Origin of the sequence: Flavobacterium sp. GCM10022190, assembly GCF_042656445.1 — a bacterium.
GTDB lineage: Bacteria > Bacteroidota > Bacteroidia > Flavobacteriales > Flavobacteriaceae > Flavobacterium > Flavobacterium nitratireducens.
Window position 1 is genome coordinate 66284 of record NZ_JBHSOQ010000004.1, and the last position, 23440, is coordinate 89723.

The 23440-nt window shown below is 32.9% G+C and carries 22 protein-coding genes and 1 pseudogene; 18 read left to right on the top strand and 5 right to left on the bottom strand.

What is annotated here, in order from left to right; genetic code table 11:
- The first annotated feature begins 96 nt into the window (after nucleotides 1-96).
- From ACFPTQ_RS13465 to ACFPTQ_RS13480, 4 genes are all read left to right on the top strand, one after another.
- Nucleotides 97-657, top strand: a complete 561-nt coding sequence (locus tag ACFPTQ_RS13465) for a hypothetical protein (RefSeq protein ID WP_379778047.1) — start codon at nucleotides 97-99, stop codon at nucleotides 655-657.
- 228 nt (nucleotides 658-885) lie between these two features.
- On the top strand, nucleotides 886-1191 hold the full coding sequence (locus ACFPTQ_RS13470) for a DUF1003 domain-containing protein (RefSeq protein ID WP_379778276.1): 306 nt from the start codon (nucleotides 886-888) through the stop codon (nucleotides 1189-1191).
- 63 nt (nucleotides 1192-1254) lie between these two features.
- Nucleotides 1255-2538: a peptidase T gene (gene pepT, locus ACFPTQ_RS13475; RefSeq protein ID WP_379778048.1), complete on the top strand. Its 1284-nt coding sequence runs from the start codon at nucleotides 1255-1257 to the stop codon at nucleotides 2536-2538.
- 192 nt (nucleotides 2539-2730) lie between these two features.
- Nucleotides 2731-3165, top strand: coding sequence for a hypothetical protein (locus ACFPTQ_RS13480; protein WP_379778050.1), 435 nt, complete (start codon nucleotides 2731-2733; stop codon nucleotides 3163-3165).
- A 56-nt stretch (nucleotides 3166-3221) separates the two neighbouring features.
- Here ACFPTQ_RS13480 and yajC read toward each other — a convergent pair whose 3' ends face one another.
- The 3 genes from yajC to ACFPTQ_RS13495 form a co-directional block, all read right to left on the bottom strand.
- Nucleotides 3222-3494 (bottom strand): preprotein translocase subunit YajC, encoded by a 273-nt coding sequence (gene yajC, locus ACFPTQ_RS13485; protein WP_278036156.1) that lies wholly within the window; start codon nucleotides 3492-3494, stop codon nucleotides 3222-3224.
- A gap of 34 nt (nucleotides 3495-3528) precedes the next feature.
- The gene (gene nusB, locus ACFPTQ_RS13490) at nucleotides 3529-4440 is read right to left on the bottom strand and encodes a transcription antitermination factor NusB (RefSeq protein WP_379778052.1); all 912 of its coding nucleotides are present in this window, start codon (nucleotides 4438-4440) and stop codon (nucleotides 3529-3531) included.
- A 195-nt stretch (nucleotides 4441-4635) separates the two neighbouring features.
- A complete protein-coding gene (locus ACFPTQ_RS13495; protein ID WP_379778053.1) occupies nucleotides 4636-5736 on the bottom strand; it encodes a Glu/Leu/Phe/Val family dehydrogenase in 1101 nt (366 codons plus the stop codon).
- 202 nt (nucleotides 5737-5938) lie between these two features.
- Between ACFPTQ_RS13495 and ACFPTQ_RS13500 the strand changes: the two genes are divergently transcribed.
- The 4 genes from ACFPTQ_RS13500 to ACFPTQ_RS13515 all read left to right on the top strand — a co-directional run bounded on the left by ACFPTQ_RS13500 (nucleotide 5939) and on the right by ACFPTQ_RS13515 (nucleotide 10072).
- The gene (locus ACFPTQ_RS13500; RefSeq protein WP_379778055.1) at nucleotides 5939-7699 is read left to right on the top strand and encodes an ABC transporter ATP-binding protein; all 1761 of its coding nucleotides are present in this window, start codon (nucleotides 5939-5941) and stop codon (nucleotides 7697-7699) included.
- A gap of 72 nt (nucleotides 7700-7771) precedes the next feature.
- Nucleotides 7772-8155: a PUR family DNA/RNA-binding protein gene (locus ACFPTQ_RS13505; protein ID WP_379778057.1), complete on the top strand. Its 384-nt coding sequence runs from the start codon at nucleotides 7772-7774 to the stop codon at nucleotides 8153-8155.
- Nucleotides 8156-8251: 96 nt separating this feature from the next.
- Nucleotides 8252-9157, top strand: a complete 906-nt coding sequence (locus tag ACFPTQ_RS13510) for a mechanosensitive ion channel family protein (protein WP_379778059.1) — start codon at nucleotides 8252-8254, stop codon at nucleotides 9155-9157.
- Nucleotides 9158-9268: 111 nt separating this feature from the next.
- Nucleotides 9269-10072: a sulfurtransferase gene (locus ACFPTQ_RS13515; RefSeq protein ID WP_379778061.1), complete on the top strand. Its 804-nt coding sequence runs from the start codon at nucleotides 9269-9271 to the stop codon at nucleotides 10070-10072.
- A 7-nt stretch (nucleotides 10073-10079) separates the two neighbouring features.
- Here ACFPTQ_RS13515 and ACFPTQ_RS13520 read toward each other — a convergent pair.
- A pseudogene (locus tag ACFPTQ_RS13520) lies at nucleotides 10080-10421 on the bottom strand (tRNA-binding protein).
- Between the two features lie 98 nt (nucleotides 10422-10519).
- On the opposite strand from ACFPTQ_RS13520, the gene ACFPTQ_RS13525 reads away from it, so the two are divergent.
- A complete protein-coding gene (locus tag ACFPTQ_RS13525) occupies nucleotides 10520-11074 on the top strand; it encodes a thioredoxin family protein (protein ID WP_379778063.1) in 555 nt (184 codons plus the stop codon).
- A 338-nt stretch (nucleotides 11075-11412) separates the two neighbouring features.
- Entirely contained in the window at nucleotides 11413-11802 is a 390-nt protein-coding gene (locus ACFPTQ_RS13530) for a GreA/GreB family elongation factor (RefSeq protein WP_379778065.1), read from the top strand.
- A 136-nt stretch (nucleotides 11803-11938) separates the two neighbouring features.
- Here the strand turns inward: ACFPTQ_RS13530 and ACFPTQ_RS13535 are convergent, their stop codons facing one another.
- A complete protein-coding gene (locus ACFPTQ_RS13535; protein WP_379778067.1) occupies nucleotides 11939-12871 on the bottom strand; it encodes a peptidylprolyl isomerase in 933 nt (310 codons plus the stop codon).
- Between the two features lie 210 nt (nucleotides 12872-13081).
- Here ACFPTQ_RS13535 and trmD point away from each other — a divergent pair, with 210 nt between their 5' ends.
- The 8 genes from trmD (at nucleotide 13082) to ACFPTQ_RS13575 (ending at nucleotide 23256) form a co-directional block, all read left to right on the top strand.
- On the top strand, nucleotides 13082-13756 hold the full coding sequence (trmD, locus tag ACFPTQ_RS13540) for a tRNA (guanosine(37)-N1)-methyltransferase TrmD (RefSeq protein WP_278036165.1): 675 nt from the start codon (nucleotides 13082-13084) through the stop codon (nucleotides 13754-13756).
- A gap of 226 nt (nucleotides 13757-13982) precedes the next feature.
- On the top strand, nucleotides 13983-14333 hold the full coding sequence (gene rplS, locus ACFPTQ_RS13545; RefSeq protein WP_278036166.1) for a 50S ribosomal protein L19: 351 nt from the start codon (nucleotides 13983-13985) through the stop codon (nucleotides 14331-14333).
- Nucleotides 14334-14602: 269 nt separating this feature from the next.
- A complete protein-coding gene (locus ACFPTQ_RS13550; protein ID WP_379778070.1) occupies nucleotides 14603-16834 on the top strand; it encodes an NADP-dependent isocitrate dehydrogenase in 2232 nt (743 codons plus the stop codon).
- 192 nt (nucleotides 16835-17026) lie between these two features.
- The gene (locus ACFPTQ_RS13555) at nucleotides 17027-19429 is read left to right on the top strand and encodes a TonB-dependent receptor (RefSeq protein ID WP_379778072.1); all 2403 of its coding nucleotides are present in this window, start codon (nucleotides 17027-17029) and stop codon (nucleotides 19427-19429) included.
- Nucleotides 19430-19447: 18 nt separating this feature from the next.
- Nucleotides 19448-20269 (top strand): DUF4249 domain-containing protein, encoded by an 822-nt coding sequence (locus tag ACFPTQ_RS13560; protein WP_379778074.1) that lies wholly within the window; start codon nucleotides 19448-19450, stop codon nucleotides 20267-20269.
- Nucleotides 20270-20397: 128 nt separating this feature from the next.
- Nucleotides 20398-21060 (top strand): thiamine diphosphokinase, encoded by a 663-nt coding sequence (locus ACFPTQ_RS13565; RefSeq protein ID WP_278036170.1) that lies wholly within the window; start codon nucleotides 20398-20400, stop codon nucleotides 21058-21060.
- 171 nt (nucleotides 21061-21231) lie between these two features.
- Nucleotides 21232-22191, top strand: a complete 960-nt coding sequence (rlmF, locus tag ACFPTQ_RS13570; protein ID WP_379778076.1) for a 23S rRNA (adenine(1618)-N(6))-methyltransferase RlmF — start codon at nucleotides 21232-21234, stop codon at nucleotides 22189-22191.
- Nucleotides 22192-22281: 90 nt separating this feature from the next.
- Entirely contained in the window at nucleotides 22282-23256 is a 975-nt protein-coding gene (locus tag ACFPTQ_RS13575; RefSeq protein WP_379778078.1) for an HTH domain-containing protein, read from the top strand.
- Nucleotides 23257-23440: the final 184 nt, after the last annotated feature.

Here is a 23440-nt window from a genome sequence, read left to right on the forward strand (position 1 = left end):
AGTTCCAAAACACTTCCATTTTATACTGATTTTTCTTAATTTGTCGTTATCAAATCAATGATAACCTACTTATTAATAACTTAAAAATGAATCATTATGAGACTAAAAACATTATTTACCTTAGGTATGATTTCTAGTTTTCAATTCTTTTGGGCTCAGAATGTCACAAATGACTCCATAAAACTAGTCACTAAAACGACTACAACTACTGTCACTACAGTAAAAGACACTATCATGAAAATGAATGTGCAAGACAATTCTAAAGCTTTAAATGATGCCGAAAAAATAGCGATAAAAGAAGAAGCTAAACTTCTTAAAACAAAAATTAGAGAAGAAAAACGAGCATTAAAAGAGGCTAAAAGAGCTGAAAAAAATGAACGGAATTTTGAAAAAAAACTGAACGATTTAGTGAAAAAACAAGACAAAATTCTTTCAGAGGAGAAAGCAATCAATAAGCTGAAAGCTAAAATTGTTAATGAAGAAAAAACGCTCGCTAACGAGAAGAAAAAATTCGAAAACAAAAAGACAAGAGGAAAACTTAGCCCTACTGAAATTGAAAAAGAAAACATCAAAATCAGTAAACAGCAAATTAAAATTAACAAACTCAACGAGGACTTGATCAAAACACAAGAAAAAGTAAACAAATTGAGAGAATAATTTTTAATATAAATACCGAATTAGAATCCATCGCAAAGGCAACGATTTATGCATCAAAAGAAAGCAAAATCAATCATTGTCTTTGCGATTTTTTTATACCTTCATACTAATTTAAAAAGTACAAATATGAATTTATCAAAAAACTGGCACCAACGACACTATGATAGCCTAGAATTTGGAAGCCGTATAGCCGATTCTGTTGCCAAAGGAATGTGATCTTGGCGTTTTATCATTTTGCAAACTGTTTTTGTAATCGTTTGGATGGGACTAAATCTTATTGGCTTTTGCTATCATTGGGATGCTTATCCGTTTATTTTACTCAACCTATTATTTTCTACCCAAGCTGCCTATGCTGCTCCAATTATTATGATGGCGCAAAATCGACAAAATGAAAGAGATCGAATTCAAGCTCAGGATGATTATATTACCAATAAGGAAGCGAAACTAGAAATTGAAGCCTTAGCAGCAAAATTGAATTCGCTAGAGGTTGAAAAACTAGACAAAATAATCCAAATTTTAGAAAATATGCAATAAAGCATACTTTATTTTAGTTCAAATTAATACTACCTTTGCAAACCAATAAAAAAACACCATTATATGCAAAATATTATTGATCGCTTTATCAGCTACGTAACTGTTGATACCGAATCGGATCCTAATTCAAATACTACTCCAAGTTCAAAAAAACAATGGGATTTAGCTAATCAATTAGTAGAAGAACTAAAAGCAATAGGAATGCAAGAGGTTACAATTGATGACAAAGCTTATATCATGGCTACGCTTCCTAGTAATGTTGAAGAGGAAGTTCCTACTATTGGATTCGTTTCTCACTTTGACACTACTCCTGATTTTACTGGGGCTAATGTAAAACCGCAAATTATAGAAAATTACGATGGAAAAGATATCGTTCTAAATGCAGAACAAAACATCGTTTTATCTCCAGATTATTTCAAAGACTTGTTACAATACAAAGGACAAACGATTATTACCACTGACGGTACAACACTTTTAGGCGCTGATGACAAAGCTGGAATTACTGAAATTGTGACAGCAATGGAATACCTAATTAACCATCCTGAAATTAAACACGGAAAAATTAGAGTAGGTTTCACTCCTGATGAAGAAATCGGGAGAGGTGCTCATTTTTTTGATGTGGAAAAATTTGGTTGCGACTGGGCTTATACCATGGACGGAAGTCAAATAGGTGAATTAGAATACGAAAATTTTAATGCGGCTGGAGCCAAAATTACTTTCAAAGGAAAAAGTGTACACCCAGGTTATGCCAAAGGAAAAATGATTAACTCTATGTTAATTGCTAATGCTTTCATTAACGAATTACCCGCTGATGAAGTTCCTGAAAGAACTAAAGGTTATGAAGGTTTTTACCATATTCATAATGTTTCAGGTACAATTGAAGAAAGCACAGTATCCCTTATCATTAGAGATCACAACAAAAAGAAATTCGAAAAAAGAAAAGAAAAAATTGAAAAAATAGTACGCAAAATTAATAAAAAATATGCCAAACAATTTGGCGAAGACATTGCTGTTGCCGAAATCAAAGATCAATATTACAATATGAAGGAAAAAGTGCTTCCTGTAAAACATATCGTAGATATTGCCGAAAAAGCAATGAGAACTTTGGACATCAAACCTATTATTAAACCCATTCGTGGGGGAACAGATGGCTGCCAATTATCTTACATGGGACTACCTTGCCCAAATATCTTTGCAGGTGGACACAACTTCCATGGTAAATACGAATATGTTCCAGTAGAAAGCATGCAAAAAGCAGTTGAAGTAATTGTAAAAATTGCCGAGCTTACTGCATTACCAAACTTTGGTTTAGAACAACCTAAGGCTAAAGCAAAAAAGAACAACTAATTAATACACTAAAAGCTCCCAAATGGGAGTTTTTTTTGCTCCATGATTTTGATCGCTAAAATCTTTGGCTCACAATGATTTATTGTAAGTGAATTTTACGTAAATTTAAAAAACAAATAGTAGTGCTTTTTACTAAACCTAAATAAAACACGGCATTTAAATTTATTAAAATATCCAAAATCAGTAACTATTATGAGCGAAAACCAAGAAGAAATTGAAAAAACAATTCCGCAGGAAAATGAAACACCTAAAACAACAAGGAGGAGAACCAAAACAACTGTAAATACAGAAACCACAGAAAAACCACTTGAGGAAATCATTGCAGAAACTCCTACTGAATCTATAGAAGAGGAAGGCACTAGTCTTGAAAATGAGGTAAATCCTGAGGACAAACCCGAAGAAACCGCTGAACCTAAAAAAGAAAAAAAAGACAAGGCTAAGAAAAAGGACAAAAAGAAAAAAAAGGCTAAAAAAGCGGCCGCCAAAGCGAAAGCTAAAAAGAAAAAAGACAAGGCTAAAAAGGCCAAAAAGAAGAAAGCGAAAAAAGCAAAAATCAAAGCCAAGTTAAAAGAGAAAAAAGCTAAAGGAAAATCGAAATCAAAAAAGAAAGCTAAAAAGAAAAAATAATTACAAAACAAAAAAGTCCCTTTCGGGACTTTTTTTATAATCGTATTTTCTTGCTATTATTTTTTAGCCAATGAAGCACTCATTTCCATAGAAATTGCCGAACGCTCCATTTTTAATTTTCCTGCCATTGTTTCAAGAACAACAGTTGTTTCAGCTAATTCAGCAACTTTACCATGAAGACCACTTTTAGTGATTACTTTATCTCCTACTTTCAAGTTGTTTTCAAATTCTTTTTCTTGTTTTGCTCTTTTTTGTTGTGGTCTAATCATAAAGAAATAGATAACTACAAACATTAAAATAAACGGCAAAAACTGATTTAATTGACCCATGATATTTAATTCTTTTTAATTGATTACTATACTATTACATTAAACCGCGACCGGTTTTAATCATTTTTTTACTACTTTCTAATTCTTTAACCAAATTATCTAAAATTCCATTGATAAAAATACTACTTTTTGGAGTAGAATATTCTTTGGCTAATTCTAAATATTCATTCAAAGTCACTTTTACTGGAATGGATGGGAATTTCAAAAATTCGCAAATAGCCATTTTCAAAATAATGGTATCAACCTCAGCAATTCGATCACTATCCCAGTTGGGTGTTTTGTCTACAAACTCTTTAGCTAACTCTTTTTCGTTTAAAATCGTTTTACGAAACAAATCTCTTGCAAAATCTTTGTCCTCAATGTCCTTATACAATTTTGGCACTTTAAAATTATCATTCTCAATTGGCTTCATTGCTTTCAATTGTTTGATAATTTGCGTATTTACCATTGGGATATCATCAATCCAAGTCAATTTATCATCCTCTAAGAACTCGTATAATTTTTCATTTGGAACAATTACTTCTGTAAACAAATCTACAATTAACTGTCTATCTTCCTCAAATGAACGTTCCGGATTACTCATGTATTTTTGATAATACGAACTTTCTTTAATAGCCTGCAACAACAATGCTATATAATCCTCATGCAAATGCCATGCATTGATTTTTCTTGTTTCTAAAGCGATACTTAAAGAATTGTTTTCGGAAAGGATTTCAAAAATACTGTTCTTAATAAATTTCTCGTTAGGATTACGTTCGGCGGCAGTTGCTAAATGTTTTTGGCTTGATAGATGCAAAAATTGAGATTCTTTTTTACAAATTTCAAGCAGAGAAGAAATCATTGTAAGGTATAAATCTTGAATATTATCGATACTGTAAAAAAGGAATTTCTCTTCCTTTTCTAAGTTATCAGAGCCGTTTTGATGCATCGCATAAATGGTTTGCATAACTTTAACGCGGATGTGTCGTCTATTTACCACCTTATAAGAACTTTTAAAAAATTAGTTTGCAAAAATAAGGATTTCCTTTTTATAATAAAATTAAAATTCACCAATCAGGCTTTAATTCTTAAATAAAAAAAGTCATGGTTTTCATTTAATTTGAAAACCATGACTACTACTACCTGAATTATAACAACCTTATTAACTATTTTCTAATTTTCGTTGATCAATGCGTTTTTGTGCCACATTTACAGCTGCTTGATGCGTAGTAATTCCGTTTTGTGCTGCAAAATCAAGAATTTCTAAAGTGGTATTATAAATATTTTCAGTTCTGCTCATAATTTCTTTTTTATCATATTTAGCCAATTCTGCATAAACATTGATAATCCCTCCAGCATTAATCAAGAAATCAGGAGCATAGGTTATACCTCTTTCTTGCAAAATAGCCCCATGAATATTCTCGTCAGCCAATTGATTATTAGCCGCACCAGCAATTACTTTTGCATTAATTTTATAAACTGTATCATTGTTTATAGTGGCTCCCATAGCGCATGGTGCATATATATCCATATCAGTTGTAAATAAATCAGAACCTGTAAAAATTTGAGCTCCGTATTTAGCACCTACAGCATTCAATCTTTCATAATTGATATCGGCAATAGTAACAATTGCCTCTTCTTTTGTCAAATAATCAACTAGCGCCTCTCCTACGTGACCAATTCCTTGAACTACAATTTTTTTACCTGCCAGATTATCTGAACCAAATTGTGATTTGGCAGCTGCTTTCATTCCCATATACACACCGTAAGCAGTTACAGGTGATGGATTTCCAGCTCCACCTCTTGATTCAGAAATACCAGTTACATATGGCGTTACATCTCTTACTAAATCCATATCACTTGTTTCCATACCCACATCTTCGGCAGTAATGTATTTTCCGCTTAATGAATGAACAAACTCCCCAAATCTTCGCATTAATTCAGGTGTTTTTTGTGTTTTTGCATCGCCTATAATTACCGCTTTTCCTCCCCCAATATTCAAACCCGTAATAGCTGATTTGAAAGTCATACCACGCGACAGACGTAAAACATCATTTAAAGCATCCCATTCACTAGCGTAATTAAACATTCGAGTCCCTCCTAGAGCAGGTCCCATAACCGTGTTATGAATACCAATAATTGCTTTTAAACCTGTATCTTTGTCATTACAAAATACAACTTGTTCATGATCATTAAACGATAATTGTCCAAAAACAGGATCCATTTTTTTTAGTTCCTTTTCTGTTACGAAAGTAGCATCCATTTGTGTCAGTTTTTAAAATAATATTTATGAATTCATCAAAATAACTATTCAAAACTATATAAAAAAAACAAATAATTTATTTTTAAAACATAAAATCAAAAATTAATTTAAAAATATCAATTATTTTTAAGAATTCAAAAATCAACTAAAGACAAAAATCAACTAAAAACAATAGCAATTCTATATAGAATCTCTTAAAAAAATGAAAGAATTACTCTATTTAAATAAATACTTCATCAAATACAAATACCATTTTTTACTTGGTATTTTATTCACCATAATCGCACAAATCTTCATGCTCTTCACTCCAAAACTGATTAGCAAGTCATTCTTGGCGATTGAAAACTTTGCAAAAGACACAAATATCCCTAAAGCAGTTCTTCAGCAAGAGCTAATTTCAAATATTCTTTTAATCATTGCTACTGCAATTATTGCTGGATTTTTAACTTTTTTAATGCGTCAAACATTAATTGTAATGTCACGTCGTATCGAATTTGATTTAAAAAATGAAGTTTTTCAACAATACGAAAACCTATCTCAAAATTTCTACAAAAAAAATCGCACAGGAGATTTGATGAATCGTATTAGTGAAGATGTTTCCAAAGTAAGAATGTATGTTGGCCCTGCGGTTATGTATACTATCAACACCTTTATCCGTTTTGCCATTGTCATTATGTATATGTACAAGGTATCACCATTACTAACCTTATATACGTTACTTCCGCTGCCAATACTGTCGTATGCTATTTTTAAACTAAGTACAGAAATCAATACAAGGAGCACTACTTTTCAACAATACTTATCCAAAGTCTCTAGCTTTACTCAGGAAATCTTTTCTGGCGTACGAGTGATAAAAGCCTATTCTTTAGAAAATCAACATCAAAATAACATGCAGGCTCTCGCCCTAGAAAGCAAAAGCAAGAGTATGGATTTGGCTAAAGTACAATCACTATTTGGACCATTAATGTTAGCATTAATAGGAATTAGTAACTTGGTTGTTGTGTATGTAGGAGGTTCTATGTACATCAATGGGACTTTAAAAAGCATTGGAACGATTGCCGAATTTATTCTCTACATTAACATGCTTACCTGGCCAGTAGCCTCTCTGGGATGGGTTTCTTCTATGGTTCAAGAGGCCGAAGCTTCTCAAAAAAGAATTAACGAATTCCTAAAAATCGAACCTGAAATAAAAAACAACAATCCTAAACCTTCTACTATCGAAGGTACAATTAGCTTCGAAAATGTGAGTTATACTTATGAAGACACAAATATTACTGCACTTCAAAACATTTCGTTCACTATTCATAAAGGAGAAACACTAGCCATCCTAGGAAAAACAGGTTCGGGGAAATCTACTGTACTTTCATTAATTTCAAGAATGTATGATGTAACCGAAGGAAAAATTAAAATTGACCAAGAAGAAATTAGCAAACTCAATTTATTCGATTTGAGAAACAGCATTGGAATTGTCCCTCAGGATGCTTTTTTGTTCTCTGACAGTATTAAAAACAATATTAAATTTGGGAAAGAAGATGCCAGTATGGAAGAAGTAACCACTGCAGCTAAAAATGCGGTAGTACATGACAACATTATGGGATTTAATAAACAATACGACACCGTACTAGGTGAAAGAGGAATCACACTTTCTGGAGGACAAAAACAACGTGTTTCCATTGCAAGAGCAATCATTAAAAACCCACCCATTTTATTGTTTGACGACTGTTTATCAGCGGTTGACACTGAAACAGAAGAAGCGATTTTAAATAATCTTAGCGCCATTTGCAAAGACAAAACAACCATCATTGTGAGTCACCGTGTTTCTTCTGCTAAAAATGCCGATAAAATAATTATCCTTGAAGATGGTAAAATCATTCAACAAGGTTCTCATAACCAGCTTATAAATCAAGAAGGCTATTATGCCTCATTATATTTAAAACAACTTTCTGAAAAAGAATTACTATAAATCTTGCTTTATACATATATTTTTATCATTTTTGGTTTCAATTAACAACCATATTATTGTACAGAACGGATTATGAGAGAAAATGACATGTTAGAAAAAGAAGAAATCTTTTCTAAAGTTTTACGTGCAGGAAGAAGAACTTATTTCTTCGATGTGAGAGCTACCAAAGCTGATGATTATTATATTACCATTACAGAAAGTAAAAAATTCACAGAAGAAGACGGTTCGTTTCATTTCAAAAAACACAAAATATATTTGTACAAAGAGGACTTTACTGCCTTTACAGAAATCCTTGGAGAAATGACATCTTATGTATTAAACCACAAAGGAGAAGAAGTAATTTCAGAAAGACATCAAAAAGATTTTAAAAAGGAATACACTACAGACAAAGTAAACATTGAAGATGGTGTACCTCAAATATCTAATTTCACCGATATTGATTTTGACGATATTTAATTTAATATTCATCAAGCTTTATAAGGTTAAACATTCGTAAGTCCAAAAATCAATAGTTGATTTTTGGACTTTTTTTATTAATTAAAAAGAGAAAAAATGAACTTAACTACAATTAATTGGCAAGACATCTTGAGTAAAAACTTAATTCAGTACACCGAATTAATTATTCCTTGGTTATTGACAAGCGGTGCAAAAATTATCTTCATCGTAAGTATTGCCTTTTTACTAAACAAAATTTTAATCCGCTTTATCCAAAAAGCTATACGTATAGCAATACGACCGGATAAATACTCTTCAAAAGAAGCGGAAGAAAAAAGAGAAACAACGCTTATTCAAATATTTTCTACCACCACAAAAATTGCTATTCTATGCATTACCATATTGATGGTATTGAATGAATTTGGGATCGAAATTGGCCCTATCCTTGCAGCTGCTGGAATTGTAGGTTTAGCATTCGGTTTTGGAGGTCAATATCTCATTCGTGATATTATTTCTGGACTATTTATTATTCTGGAAAATCAATATCGCGTAGGAGATGTTGTCAATTTAGATTTGGCCAGCGGAAAAGTCGAACAAATTACGCTACGAAAAACAACCCTTAGAGATCTGGACGGTACCGTACATCATATCCCACATGGTGAAATCAAAAGGGTTTCTAACCTTTCTAATGAATTCTCCAGAATCAATATCAATATTGGAGTAGCTTACAACTGTGACATTGAAAGAGTCATTAATGTCATAAACCAAATAGGAAATGAACTTGCCAATGATCCTTTATGGAAAGAATATATAATCCAAGCACCACAATTTCTTCGAATTGATGAATTTGCCGACTCTTCCATAGTTTTAAAAATATTAGGAGAAAGTTTTCCTGATAAAAAATGGGACATTACTGGCGAACTCAGAAAAAGAATCAAAATCACTTTTGACAAAGAAGGAATTGAAATTCCATTCCCTCAATTAGTTATCCATAAAGCTGCCGAAACCTTAGAAAACAAATAACTTTTAAGCCTGAAAATAGTTTTCAGGCTTTTTTATTTACCATTGCTTTATCACACAAGCCCATTCTTTTTTGTAACTTAGTATAACAATAACCACAAAAAGAATCATCAAATGAAAACTCCTATCGTATCTGTTAGTTGGCTCAAAGACAATCTTGACAACCCCGAATTAATAATTTTAGATGCTGTCTTGGATAGTCCCCCACATGAATTACAAATCATAGGCGCTCGTACCTTTGATATAAAAAACAAATTTAGCGACACCACTATACCTTTACCAAACACTTTACCGCAACCAGAAGCTTTTACCGAAGAAGCAAGAAAACTAGGCATTAGCAAGCATAGCAAAATTGTTGTTTATGATACCAAAGGAATCTATTCCAGTCCTCGGGCATGGTATTTATTCAAAAGCATGGGACATGAAAATGTTTGGGTTTTAGATGGCGGATTTCCAGCTTGGGAAAAAGAGGGAGGCGCATTACAAAAAGTAAATCCTCAATCTTATCCTAAAGGCGATTTTGAAGCCCATTTCAAACCAGAAATGTTCAAAAATAAATTTCAAATTTTAAATAATCTCACTTCTAAAGAAGCTGTAGTGATTGATGCCCGTTCATCGGATCGATTTTATGCAGAAACGGAAGAACCTCGTGAAGGCTTACGAAGCGGACATATTCCAAATGCCGTGAACCTCCCTTTTACAAAAGTTTTAAAAGACGGACATTATTTACCTAAAGAAGAATTAAAACAAATCCTGCCACATCAGGATCAAAACTTATATTTTTCCTGCGGTTCTGGTATTACAGCCTGTATTAATCTTATTGCTTACGAATTAATCTTAAACAATTCACAAAAAGCGGTATATGATGGTTCTTGGACAGAATGGGGACTAGACCACAATTTACCAATCGAAAAATAATAAATAGTTATCCTATTCGTAAACCATTTTCAACTTTAAAATCGGGAGCTAGTAGGATAACATCGCCTTCTTGTCCAACGGCTCCCAAAACCAAACATTCGCTCATAAATTTACCTATTTACTTTTTTGGAAAATTTACAACTGCAACAATCTGTCTGCCTAAAAGCTGTTCTTTAGAATATCGTTTAGTTATTTGAGCCGATGTTTTTCGGATTCCAATGGCTTCACCAAAATCAATCGTAAGCTGAAAAGCAGGTTTTCGGGCTTCTGGAAAATCATTTACTGCGATAATTGTTCCTACATGCATCGCTACTTTTTCAAATTCAGACCAAGTCAGATTCGTTTCCATAAAAATTCTAAAGTATTATTTTTCTCCAAAATTAGTTTTTACATTTTAAACACTTTCAATTTTAGTAACTTTATACCTCAAATTAACTCATTTGCATAATGGCATGTACCCCTTCAAATATGATTGATCTAGGAACTATAGCTCCTGAATTTTATTTAAAAGATACAATATCAAACAATTTCTACTCTTTTTCTGATTTAAAAGGAGAAAAAGGAACTTTAGTATTTTTTATTTGCAATCACTGTCCTTTTGTTCATCATGTAATCGATGAGATTATAAGAATCGCCAATGATTACCGAGTACAAGGAATAGGTATTATTGCTATTTCAAGCAATGACGTAATTAATTATCCTCAAGACGGACCTGAATTAATGGCAGAATATGGTTTCCAAAACAATTTTGAATTCCCATACCTTTATGACGAAACTCAGGAAGTAGCCAAAGTGTACAACGCCGCCTGCACACCTGATTTTTATTTATTTGACAATCAAGACAAATTAGTGTATCGCGGTCAACTCGACGATAGCCGTCCCGGAAACGGAATCCCATTAAGCGGAAGCGATTTACGTGGCGCTATTGACGGCATTTTATACAATCGTATTATTAATCCCAATCAAAAACCAAGTATTGGATGTAATATTAAGTGGAAATAACAGCAAAACACAAAATCTTTAGTTAACTTTGTTCTTTCAGGAAAATTATCATTCATGATTACTATTACATTTGTTACAACATCTTCTTTTTTGTTTTCTTCTTCAGGAAAACAAAATGTTGCTGCACTTTTTCCTCATAACAAAGCCTTTATCAATTAGGCCTCCGTTCATTTTAATTTTTCTTTAGAGCGGAGGATTTCTTTTTTAATTTTATTTTTTAACTGGTCATTATTCCAGTAACTTTTTTATTTAATCTTTTTTTTAGTACTCAAAAGCAACATTTTAGCTATTGAGCACTAATAATATTTTTTATTGTAAATAATTTTAAATTTTATATTATGAAACCAATACCCACTTTAACAATTACAGACTACAACATTTTGCGTGAATTAACTAAAAATGCAAAAGACAGCACTAACATTAGAGAAATAGCGTTACTAACACAGGAATTAGACCGCGCTATCATTAATGAAGAAAACATTTTAGACGAAAATATCATCCGAATTAATTCGCATGTTGTAATTGAAGATCTTAAGACGAATAAGCAAATGAGTATCCAGATTGTAATGCCTTCACAGTCTAATCTTAAAGAAGGAAAAATTTCTATTTTAGCACCATTATGCGTTGCTGTAATTGGTTTTAAAGAAAGTGATGAAATAGAATGGCAATTACCATCCGGAATTAAAACATTAAAAGTAATTGCTGTAAATAATTCTAAAAACACCTAAATATTATTTTGAACACCTCCTGTTTTGAAGGTGTTTTTTTATGTCATAAATATTCAGTAAAAAAAAAAAAAAAATCCCATCTCGTTTTTTACAACAAGATGAGATTTCAATTTTATAATAAACTATATTAAAAAGACTATTTAACGTCCATTAATTCTACGTCAAAAATCAAAGTAGCGTTTGGTGGAATTACTCCTCCGGCTCCACGAGATCCATATCCTAAATGAGCTGGAATTACAAAACGAGCTTTATCTCCTACTTGTAACAAAGCAATACCTTCGTCCCATCCCTCAATTACATTACCTTGTCCTAATGGGAATTCGATTGGTTTTTTACGTGGGTAAGAACTATCAAAAACTTTTCCGTCCGGTAATTGTCCTGTATAGTGTACAGAAACCGTTTTTCCGTTTTCTGCTTTTTTACCCTCACCTCTTTGGATAAATTGGTAACGCAATCCGCTTTCCGTTTTTTGGAATCCTGCAGCTAATTTTTCTAAAGCTTCTTCAGCAGCCGCTTTTTCAGCCTCTAAACGTTTTTTTCTGTTTCCTTCAAAAACTCTAAACGCTTCAACAGCATTCCACTTTTGAGCTTCTTCACCTACACGGATAATTTCTAAAGTTTCCAAAACATCACCTTGAGCAACAGCATCAACAACCTCTTGTCCTTCTACAACATGTCCAAAAACAGTGTGTTTTCCATCTAACCAAGAAGTTGGCACGTGAGTAATAAAAAATTGAGAACCATTTGTTCCAGGACCAGCATTAGCCATAGAAAGCACCCCTGGTTTATCATGTTTCAAACTTGGGTGAAATTCATCATCAAATTTATATCCCGGATCTCCAGTTCCTGAACCTAAAGGACATCCTCCTTGAATCATAAAATCAGGAATTACTCTGTGAAAAGTTAATCCGTCATAATATTTTACCCCTTGAGGTTTTTTATTATTTTCTAAATTTCCCTCAGCTAAGGCTACAAAGTTACCTACCGTTCCTGGAGTTAAATCGTGGGTTAATTTTACTAAAACCGAACCTTTAGCGGTATTGAATTTAGCATATATTCCGTTTTCCATTTTTTAAAATTTTTATTGAAGCGCAAATTTACTAATTAAATTATAGAATGTATCCATGTACAAAACAGAAAATTATTTTCACTTTAAAAACAATAAAATAAATTAGAGGCTAGACATTATTTACCAAATAAAAAAACACCGCAACCACACTAGATTACTTCTGAAAAAAAACTTTGTACCTTTGCAGCATTCAAACTTAGAAATACAATCATGCGCATTGACATTATTACTGTTTTACCAGAACTATTACGCAGTCCATTTGAAGCTTCTATCATGAAAAGAGCAATAGATAAAGGCCTTGTAGAAGTTCATATTCATAATTTAAGAGATTACACCACAAACAAACAAAAAAGTGTAGACGATTATCCTTATGGTGGCGGAGCAGGAATGGTAATGACGGTCCAACCTATTGACGATTGCATCACCTATTTAAAAAGTCAAAGAACCTATGACGAAATCATTTACATGTCACCTGATGGAGAAACTTTGAATCAAAAAATGGCTAATACCATGTCAATGTATGAAAACATCATCATTCTTTGCGGACATTATAAAGGAGTTGATCAAAGAGTTCGCGACCATTTTATTACCAAAGAAATTTCAATTGGAGATTATGTACTAAGCGGCGGAGAGTTAGGAGCATTAGTTTTATCAGATGCCTTAATCCGATTAATTCCAGGTGTTTTAAGCGATGAAACCTCAGCACTTACAGATAGTTTTCAGGATAATTTATTATCAGGACCTATCTATACCAGACCTGCTGATTACAAAGGCTGGAAAGTCCCAGAAGTATTAACCAGTGGAAACTTTGCCAAAATTGACAAATGGAGAGAAGATATGGCTTACGAGCACACTAAAAATAGAAGACCGGATTTATTAGAATAAATTTCCTTTAAAATTCTACTATTTTAAATTCCAAATTCCAATTGATTAAGCAGTTGAAAAACGGCATTTGGGATATGATTTTATTTAGAGTTTAATTTTTTTATTGGAATTTGTAATTTCTTTTATTGGAATTTAATTTTTTTAACTACTTTTGCAGCCACATTTGATTAACCTCTGGCGATACCCGTGAATGTTAGTCCGATATTAATCCAAAATTAGCATTAAAATGGCAAATTTAGTAGATTTCGTTAATAGCGAATTTGTTGCAAAAAAAGATTTCCCTGATTTCGGAGCTGGAGATACAATCACAGTTTACTACGAAATTAAAGAGGGTGAAAAAACAAGAACTCAGTTCTTTAAAGGAGTTGTAATCCAAAGAAGAGGTACTGGAAGTACTGAAACTTTTACAATTCGTAAAATGTCTGGAGCAGTAGGTGTTGAGCGTATCTTCCCTATCAACTTACCAGCTTTACAAAAAATTGAAATCAATAAGAAAGGTGCTGTACGTAGAGCTAGAATTTTCTACTTCAGAGAGCTTACTGGTAAAAAAGCAAAAATCAAAGACAAAAGAAGATAATCTTTTATCTCTTTATCATAAAAGTCCCGATAATAATCGGGACTTTTTTTTGCTATAACAATCCCATAACAAACAACAAAACTATCCGAACATTCTTTAAAAAAATAACATTTTACAACAATGTCGTTAGTATTCCCATAATTCACTCAAAACTATAACAAAGCAGAGGGTATTTTAGTCTGATTTCCATATCTTTGCACCGCTTTATTCAAAGCAAACAATACATTTCACATTCTTTCACAGAGAATTACGATTATAAAACAAAAAAAATGACACAAAAATCAAAGATTGTTTACACATTAACTGACGAAGCACCTTTGTTAGCTACTTATTCGTTTTTACCAATTGTACAAGCTTTTACAGCTACAGCAGGCATCGAAATTGAAACTGAAGACATTTCAGTTGCAGCTCGTATCCTTGCTAATTTCCCTGAGTTTTTAACTGAGGAGCAAAGAGTAAAAGATTCATTAACGGAATTAGGAAAATTAGCTACTGCTCCAGAAGCAAACATTATTAAATTACCAAACGTTTCTGCATCTGTTCCTCAATTAAAAGGAGCTATTGCTGAATTACAGGCTCATGGCTATAACGTTCCTGACTACCCAGAAACACCACAAAATGACGCTGAAGCAGCTATTAAAGCTAAATACGCAAAAGTATTAGGTTCTGCAGTAAACCCAGTTTTACGTGAAGGAAACTCTGATCGTAGAGCTCCGAAAGCGGTTAAAAATTATGCAAAAGCGAATCCACACTCAATGGGCGCTTGGTCTGCTGAATCAAAAACAGCAGTAGCTTCTATGGAAGGTGGAGATTTTTACGGAAGTGAGCAATCACTTACTGTAGCTGATGCAACTGATGTAAAAATCGAATTTGTTGGACAAGACGGCACAACAACTGTACTTAAAGCTAGTACTCCATTGAAAGCTGGTGAAATTATCGATAGCTCAGTAATGCACTTAAACGCTTTAAAATCTTTTGTTGCTAAAACAATTGCTGAAGCAAAAGAACAAGGCGTTTTACTTTCTGTTCACTTAAAAGCTACTATGATGAAGGTTTCTGACCCAATCATCTTTGGAGCCATCGTTGAAGTTTACTTTAAAGACGTATTCGAAAAATACGCTACTTTATTTGCAGAACTTGGCGTAAACACTAAAAATGGTTTAGGTGATGTTTATGCAAAAATTGCAGGTCACCCACAACAAGCAGAAGTTGAAGCTGCCATCAATCAAGCAATTGAAAACGGACCAGCTCTTGCAATGGTAAATTCAGACAAAGGAATTACTAACCTTCACGTTCCTTCAGATGTAATCGTTGACGCTTCTATGCCAGCAATGATTCGTACTTCTGGTCAAATGTGGAACAAAGAAGGAAAACTACATGATACTATTGCAATCATTCCAGACCGTTCTTACGCTGGAGTATATACAGCCACAATCGATTTTTGTAAAAAACACGGTGCTTTTGATCCAACAACAATGGGATCTGTTCCAAACGTAGGTTTGATGGCTCAAAAAGCAGAAGAATACGGATCTCATGATAAAACATTCCAAATGTCGGCTAACGGAGTTGTTCGTGTAGTAGATGTTAACGGAAACGTATTGATGGAACAAGCCGTTGAAGCTAATGACATTTTCAGAATGTGTCAGGCAAAAGATGCTCCTATTCAAGACTGGGTAAAACTAGCTGTAAATAGAGCTCGTTTATCGAACACTCCTGCTGTTTTCTGGTTAGACGAAAACAGAGCACACGACAGACAATTAATCGAAAAAGTAAACACATACCTAAAAGATCACGACACAACAGGATTGGATATTCGTATTTTAAACCCAGTTGCTGCAACTGAGTTTACTCTAGAGAGAATCATCAAAGGTTTAGATACTATCTCTGTAACTGGAAACGTATTACGTGATTACTTAACAGATTTATTCCCAATCTTAGAGGTTGGAACTTCTGCTAAAATGCTATCTATCGTTCCATTAATGAACGGAGGAGGATTGTTTGAAACAGGTGCAGGTGGTTCAGCTCCAAAACACGTTGAGCAATTCATTACTGAAGGTTATTTACGTTGGGATTCATTAGGAGAATTTTTAGCTCTAGGCGCTTCATTAGAGCACTTAGGACAAACTTTAAATAATGAAAAAGCAATCGTTCTTTCTGAAACTTTAGATCAAGCTAACGATGCTTTCTTGAAAAACGATAAATCTCCAGCTAGAAAAGTAGGTCAAATTGACAACCGTGGTTCTCACTTCTACTTAGCTTTATACTGGGCTCAAGCTTTAGCTGCTCAAGATAAAGATGCTGAACTGAAAGCTATTTTTACTCCAATTGCGAAAGAATTGACTGAAAACGAAGCCGCAATTGATGCTGAATTAATTGGTGCTCAAGGTAAAGCTCAGGAAATTGGTGGTTACTACCAACCAAATCCTGCTTTAGTAAGCAAAGCAATGCGTCCAAGCACTACTTTCAATACAATTTTAGATAAAATTTCTGTATTAGCTTAATTTTATTTATTCATAAACAAACTAAAGACAACTCGAAAGGGTTGTCTTTTTTTTATTTAAAACATTAAAAAACACCGCTTTTAGACAAAAATCTAATATCTAAATTAACCCTCAATATTAATCAATAATTAACAGTTTTCCTCTTGTCTTTTCTAGTATAATGATTGAAATTTGTAATTCAAACTTCAAAAAATGATTACAAAAAAAATTAGTTTTCTATTTTCAGCACTATTGATTTGTTTCCACTTTTTTGGGCAAAACGATACAGAATCGGTTAAGCAAAAAATCACCCTAAGCGGTATTATCACAGATTCTAAAAACAACGAAACCTTAATTGGTGTCTCTATTTATTTTCCAGAGTTAAAAATTGGAACCACAACCAATGAATATGGTTTTTATTCTATAAGTGTTCCTTCGGGAACTCAAAAAATCAACATCAGTTACATTGGTTATCAAAACATTACAAAAGACATCATTATTACAAAAAGCAACAAGTTAAATTGGGCACTTACTGAAAATAGCGAGCAACTTGAAGAAGTAGTCATAACCAACAATCAAGGCAGAGCTAATATTAGAACACCCGAAATGAGTGTGAACAAACTCTCTATTTCCTCAATCAAAAAAATGCCAGTTGTTCTTGGCGAAGTTGATGTAATCAAATCCATTTTACTTTTACCAGGAGTAACAAATGCTGGTGAAGGCGCTTCAGGATTTAATGTTCGCGGTGGCGGTGCAGACCAGAATTTAATTCTACTTGACGAAGCTACAATTTATAATTCTTCGCATGTTTTTGGTTTTTTCTCGGTCTTCAATCCCGATGCTATCAAGGATCTAAAATTATATAAAGGAGGAATTCCAGCTCGCTTTGGAGGAAGAGCTTCTTCCGTTTTGGATATTTATCAAAAAGATGGAAATAGTAAAGATTTCCACGTGAATGGTGGAATTGGTTTAATTTCAAGCCGTATACTTGCCGAAGGTCCAATCGTTAAAGACAAAGGCTCTTTCTTAATTGGAGGAAGATCATCTTATGCCCATTTATTCTTAAAACTTTCGGAAGATCAAAAAAACAACTCGGCTTACTTTTATGATTTAAATACCAAATTAAATTATAAAATAAACGACAACAACAACCTTTATTTATCGGGTTATTTTGGTCGTGATGTTTTTGCCATTAATAAAAGTTTCAGCAACACTTACGGTAACACCACGCTCAATTTGCGATGGAATCATCTGTATTCTGATAAATTATTTTCAAATCTTTCCCTTATTTACAGCGATTACTACTATGGTTTGGATTTAGATTTCGTAGGCTTTAACTGGAAATCTGGAATTAAAAACTACAACATCAAATACGATTTTAAAAACTATATTTCGGATGACTTTAAATTAAATTATGGGACAAACGGAATTTACTATGAATTTAATCCTGGAACAATTAAACCTTCTAGCCCAGAATCAGGAATTAATGCGGACCAATTAGACAAAAAATACGCCTTTGAACCCGCCGTATATATTGAAGCCGAAAATAAATTAAACAATAAATTCAGTGTTGCTTATGGTTTACGTTATAGCTTGTTTTATCGTTTAGGAAATTCGACTATTAATTTATACGAGAACAACAATCCTGTAGTTTTTAATCCTGATTTTCAAATTTATGAAAAAGCGACACCTACAGGCAGTAAATTCTATGGTAAAAACAAAACCATCCAAAGTTACAATTACCTAGAGCCTCGTATGGCAATTTCCTATCAAATCAACGATAATGAAGCTGTAAAAACCAGTTACAATCGTATGGTTCAATATTTACAATTAGTATCTAACACTTCCTCTCCCACTCCATTGGATGTTTGGATGCCAAGTGATGACTACATCAAACCACAAATTGCTGATCAAGTAGCTATAGGTTACTTTAAAAACATTAAAAATGGCGATTATTCGATAGAAATTGAAAGTTTTTATAAAAAAATTCAAAACCGCCTTGACTATATTGACGGTGCCATTTTAATTGCTAATAAGGCTATCGAACAAGTCGTTCTCAATGGAAAAATGCGCTCCTATGGATTGGAATTGATGCTTAAGAAAAATGAAGGGCGATTAAATGGATGGCTTTCCTATACCCTATCTCGATCAGAACAACAAACCCCTGGAAGAACTCCCGAAGAAATAGGGATTAATTACGGCAAATGGTATAGTTCGGCCTACGACAAAACACACAATTTAGCCATTACTACCGCATATCACTTGAATGAAAAATGGGATTTTGGAGCTAATTTCATCTTACAATCTGGGCAACCTGCAACTTACCCAGATGGCAAATACAACTATGCAGGTGTAGATGTACCAAATTATGGTTTCCGAAATAGAAATCGTTTACCTGCCTATCATCACTTGGACATTTCAGCGACCTTAACACCTTATAAAAACAAAAACAGAAACTGGAAAGGCGAATGGGTTTTTAGTATTTACAATTTATACAATCGCCAGAATGCGGCATCAATGACGTTTAGACAAAACACAGATACCGGCATTAACGAAGCCGTTAAAACATCCATTTTTGGAATAGTACCTGCGGTTAGTTATAATTTTAAATTCTAATTTCTAAAAAATCAACAAATGAAAAAGATATTATTTCCATTATTAATTCTTGTAAGCGCTATTCTAAGTAGTTGCGAAGAAGTTGTCGATTTAAAATTAGACACCGCAGCACCCCGATTAGTTATCGAAGCAACCATTGTATGGGCAAAAGGGACTACCGGAAATACCCAAAAAATAAAATTAACCACCACTACAGGATATTATGACACTGAAATTCCAGTGGTAAGTGGAGCCCAAATTTCCATAAAAAACAGCACAAACACTACTTTTAATTTTGTTGAAATTCCAAATACAGGAGAGTATTCCTGTTCGAATTTTGTTCCAAAAATTGGAGATACATATACCCTTACTATTGTTTACAAAGGTGAAACCTATACAGGAACAGAAATTTTTCAGTCCTTAACACCTATAACTCGCGTTGAACAAAATAACGAAGGCGGAATTACAGGAAAAGATATTGAGGTTAAAGCCTACTTTAACGACCCGGAAAACGTAAATAATTACTATTTATATCGTTATAAATACACTAATGAAGCAACCATAAGCTACAGTGTCGATGAAGACATCTACTTTCAGGGTAATGAATTTTTCAGTAATTCAAGTAATGACGATTTAAAAACTGGGGATGTCGTAGAATTGCTACACATGGGGATATCTAAACAATATTACAATTACATGAATATCTTAATTGGCAATACTGGAACCAATTCAGGTGGTCCATTCCAAACCCCACCGACCACTGTTAGAGGAAATATCAAAAATATAAGTAATCCTAATAATTTCCCTCTGGGTTATTTTACTTTGGGAGAAACAGACGCTAGAACCTATACTATTCAATGATTTGAAAAAGAAAAATTTAATCTGTAGATAAATTCTTCTTGTTAAATTAACTCTAAAAAAATAAATAGGAACGCAAAACTATAACTATCTTTGCTTTCTAAAATTAGCCATATTAAATCCTAAATCCTTTGTCATCACATCATATAGTTCGCGACGATCAAGAACCTGCTCTAATTATTGCCAATGGTGCGGCCTGTAACCCTGAATTATTAGGTCAGTTATTGGAATGGTCTCCACTTGTAATCGTGCTCGACTCTGCTATGGAACGTGTCATGGAACTCGATATCAAAGTAGATGTTTTACTAGGCGATTTTGACAGAGATTTCGATCCAAACTACTATAAAGAAAAGCAATATCCTATAGAAATAGTCCACACACCTGACCAAGATAAAACCGACTTGGAAAAAGCTTTCGATTATTTGTACGAAAGAAATATTCCTGCGGTTAATGTAGTTTGGGCAACTGGAAAAAGGGCTGATCATACTATAACTAACCTAACCAATATTGTCCGTTACAGAGAAAAACTAAAAATTGTAATTCTTGACGATCATTCAAAAGTTTTTCTTTTACCTCGAAGATTTGAAAAATGGTATACTGCAAATACTCCGATTTCGTTAATTCCGATAGGCCATGTTACAGGTATACATTCCGAAAATTTATTCTACCCTCTCAAAGATGATAGCCTCACTATAGGTTATCGCACTGGAAGCAGTAATCATGTTGCTCAAGATGGTTTGGTCATTATTGAACATCAAGAAGGCGATTTACTTCTGATGGAATGCATGGATTAATTGTATATATAATATTCCCAAAAGTGATCCTGAATATCGAAATCGATTCAATTTTTATTTTTTTTCAAAATTCTACTCAAAAACCCTTATCAAATTCAAAATCAAAGAACTAAGTATTAGTCATTACCAAATTAAAAGCTTAATTTTGCGCAAAATTTAAGCGCTCCTAAAATGACTGCAATTACTGAAAAATCAAACTTACATCCACGCAATTTACACCGTTCTCGTTATGATTTCAAGCAACTTATTCCGGTTTGCCCAGAATTAAAAAACTATGTTTTTACTAATGAGTATCAAATTGAAAGTATTGATTTCAGCAATCCTAGTGCCGTAAAATGCTTAAATAAAGCACTGTTAATAAGTCATTACAACATTAAAGACTGGGACATTCCTAAAAATTATCTTTGTCCTCCTATTCCCGGCAGAGCCGATTACATCCATTACATTGCTGATTTGCTTGCAGAAAGTAATAATGGTGAAATACCAACAGGTATGGAAATCGAGGGTTTGGATATTGGCACTGGAGCAAACTGTATCTACCCAATCATCGGGAATTCGGTCTATGAATGGAGTTTTGTAGGAACCGATATTGACGAAAAAGCATTAGAAAACTGCGCAAAAATTATCGAAGCCAATCCCCATTTAATAGATGCCATTAGTTTGCAATTGCAACTCGAACCGCGTTATATTTTTAAAAATATCATTACTCCCGAAGATCGATTTGCATTCACGATATGCAATCCACCTTTTCACAAATCGGCAGAAGAAGCAAACGAAGGAAGCCTAAGAAAAGTAAGTAATTTAAAAGGTCAAAAACAGACTAAAGCCGTTTTGAACTTTGGCGGACAAAATCATGAATTATGGTGTGAAGGTGGTGAGTTAGGGTTTGTTACACAAATGATTTTTGAAAGTGCCCGTTACCCAATGCAATGCTTGTGGTTTACTACACTGGTATCCAAACAATCCCATTTGAAAAGTTTATATAAAACACTAAACAAAGTCAATGCGGCTCAAATACGAACTATAGATATGGCTCAAGGCCAAAAAACCAGTCGTATTCTTGCTTGGTCTTTCCTGACTGAAAACCAACAACAAGATTGGGAATTTGAAATAAAGCAACCGAGATTTTAAGATTATTTTTCTTAGGTCATACAAAAAACATATATTAGCTACAATATTTTTTTACTAATAAAATATTTCTAAGAATTTCAAATCAATCCTATGACAATCAAAGAAGCATTAATTACTGTTTTAGATAATTATAATGGCACATTAACTTATCTTGAAGTTCTAGATAAAATAAACGAAAAAAAATATATTGATTGGACAAATGCAAAAACTCCCGCTGATACTGTTTCTGCTCAACTTGGACGATTCATAAGACATAATGACACTCGTATCAAAAGGATAAAAGGTAAAAAAGGATATGAATACTATTCTTCTAAATATGAAAAACAAATTAATGTTTCTCATATTTTAAATTCTGATAGTTCAATTCAAAATATACAAATTAAAACTTCCAAAACTTATCAAGAAAGACATCTTCATAAATTACTAAGTAGCTATTTAAATAGCCAAAACATTTACTGTAAAACTATTTTTCATGAAAAATCGTCTAATAGTAAAGATGATTATCAAAAATGGATTCATCCAGATATGATTGGAATTAGCTTTCTAAATCTTCAAAACAAAGCTAGTAATGCTTTAATGAAAATTATTAATAAAGATGATGCCTTTGACTTAATTTCATATGAAATTAAAAAAGAAATTAAATCTGACTATGAATTAAAGAAATGTTATTTTCAAGCTGTATCAAATTCAAGTTGGGCTAATTACGGATATTTAGTTGCTTTTGAAATTAGCAAGAATTTAATATCTGAAATGGAAAGATTAAGCCAGTCATTTGGAATAGGCATAATAGAATTAAAAGCAAATCCATATGAAAGCAAAATTCTCTTTATTTCAAAATACAAAGAACTTGATTTCAAAACTATCGATAAATTGTGTGAAATAAATCCTGATTTTGAAAAATTCATTTCTCAAACAGAAATAACATTAAATGCTCCTGAAAAATATTTAAAAGCTACGCGAAAAGAATTTATTGACTTTTGTGATTCATTTTTTGAAAAAGATTCGGAAATAGAAAATTATTGTAAAGACAACAATATTCCTTTTGAAGAAGAAAAAATAGAATAACTCAATTTCGATTCAAAAACTTCTATCCTTCTAAAAGTAAATCAATTTTTAAGCAAAGCCAAAAAATGGCAATATTAAATAACTATCTCAAGTAAAATAATTTAGGACCACAAATTTCTAATTTTTTAAAAGCTTGAATACTTTTGAAACTAAATCTAATTACGTACATTGCCGATAAACTTTG

What these genes read in the sequence shown, in the direction of transcription:
- ACFPTQ_RS13465 (WP_379778047.1), top strand. Translation starts at nt 97, where the DNA reads ATGAGACTAAAAACATTATTTACCTTAGGTATGATTTCTAGTTTTCAA.
- pepT (WP_379778048.1), top strand. Translation starts at nt 1,255, where the DNA reads ATGCAAAATATTATTGATCGCTTTATCAGCTACGTAACTGTTGATACC.
- ACFPTQ_RS13480 (WP_379778050.1), top strand. Translation starts at nt 2,731, where the DNA reads ATGAGCGAAAACCAAGAAGAAATTGAAAAAACAATTCCGCAGGAAAAT.
- yajC (WP_278036156.1), bottom strand. Translation starts at nt 3,494, where the DNA reads ATGGGTCAATTAAATCAGTTTTTGCCGTTTATTTTAATGTTTGTAGTT.
- nusB (WP_379778052.1), bottom strand. Translation starts at nt 4,440, where the DNA reads ATGCAAACCATTTATGCGATGCATCAAAACGGCTCTGATAACTTAGAA.
- ACFPTQ_RS13495 (WP_379778053.1), bottom strand. Translation starts at nt 5,736, where the DNA reads ATGGATGCTACTTTCGTAACAGAAAAGGAACTAAAAAAAATGGATCCT.
- ACFPTQ_RS13500 (WP_379778055.1), top strand. Translation starts at nt 5,939, where the DNA reads ATGAAAGAATTACTCTATTTAAATAAATACTTCATCAAATACAAATAC.
- ACFPTQ_RS13505 (WP_379778057.1), top strand. Translation starts at nt 7,772, where the DNA reads ATGAGAGAAAATGACATGTTAGAAAAAGAAGAAATCTTTTCTAAAGTT.
- ACFPTQ_RS13510 (WP_379778059.1), top strand. Translation starts at nt 8,252, where the DNA reads ATGAACTTAACTACAATTAATTGGCAAGACATCTTGAGTAAAAACTTA.
- ACFPTQ_RS13515 (WP_379778061.1), top strand. Translation starts at nt 9,269, where the DNA reads ATGAAAACTCCTATCGTATCTGTTAGTTGGCTCAAAGACAATCTTGAC.
- ACFPTQ_RS13525 (WP_379778063.1), top strand. Translation starts at nt 10,520, where the DNA reads ATGGCATGTACCCCTTCAAATATGATTGATCTAGGAACTATAGCTCCT.
- ACFPTQ_RS13530 (WP_379778065.1), top strand. Translation starts at nt 11,413, where the DNA reads ATGAAACCAATACCCACTTTAACAATTACAGACTACAACATTTTGCGT.
- ACFPTQ_RS13535 (WP_379778067.1), bottom strand. Translation starts at nt 12,871, where the DNA reads ATGGAAAACGGAATATATGCTAAATTCAATACCGCTAAAGGTTCGGTT.
- trmD (WP_278036165.1), top strand. Translation starts at nt 13,082, where the DNA reads ATGCGCATTGACATTATTACTGTTTTACCAGAACTATTACGCAGTCCA.
- rplS (WP_278036166.1), top strand. Translation starts at nt 13,983, where the DNA reads ATGGCAAATTTAGTAGATTTCGTTAATAGCGAATTTGTTGCAAAAAAA.
- ACFPTQ_RS13550 (WP_379778070.1), top strand. Translation starts at nt 14,603, where the DNA reads ATGACACAAAAATCAAAGATTGTTTACACATTAACTGACGAAGCACCT.
- ACFPTQ_RS13555 (WP_379778072.1), top strand. Translation starts at nt 17,027, where the DNA reads ATGATTACAAAAAAAATTAGTTTTCTATTTTCAGCACTATTGATTTGT.
- ACFPTQ_RS13560 (WP_379778074.1), top strand. Translation starts at nt 19,448, where the DNA reads ATGAAAAAGATATTATTTCCATTATTAATTCTTGTAAGCGCTATTCTA.
- rlmF (WP_379778076.1), top strand. Translation starts at nt 21,232, where the DNA reads ATGACTGCAATTACTGAAAAATCAAACTTACATCCACGCAATTTACAC.
- ACFPTQ_RS13575 (WP_379778078.1), top strand. Translation starts at nt 22,282, where the DNA reads ATGACAATCAAAGAAGCATTAATTACTGTTTTAGATAATTATAATGGC.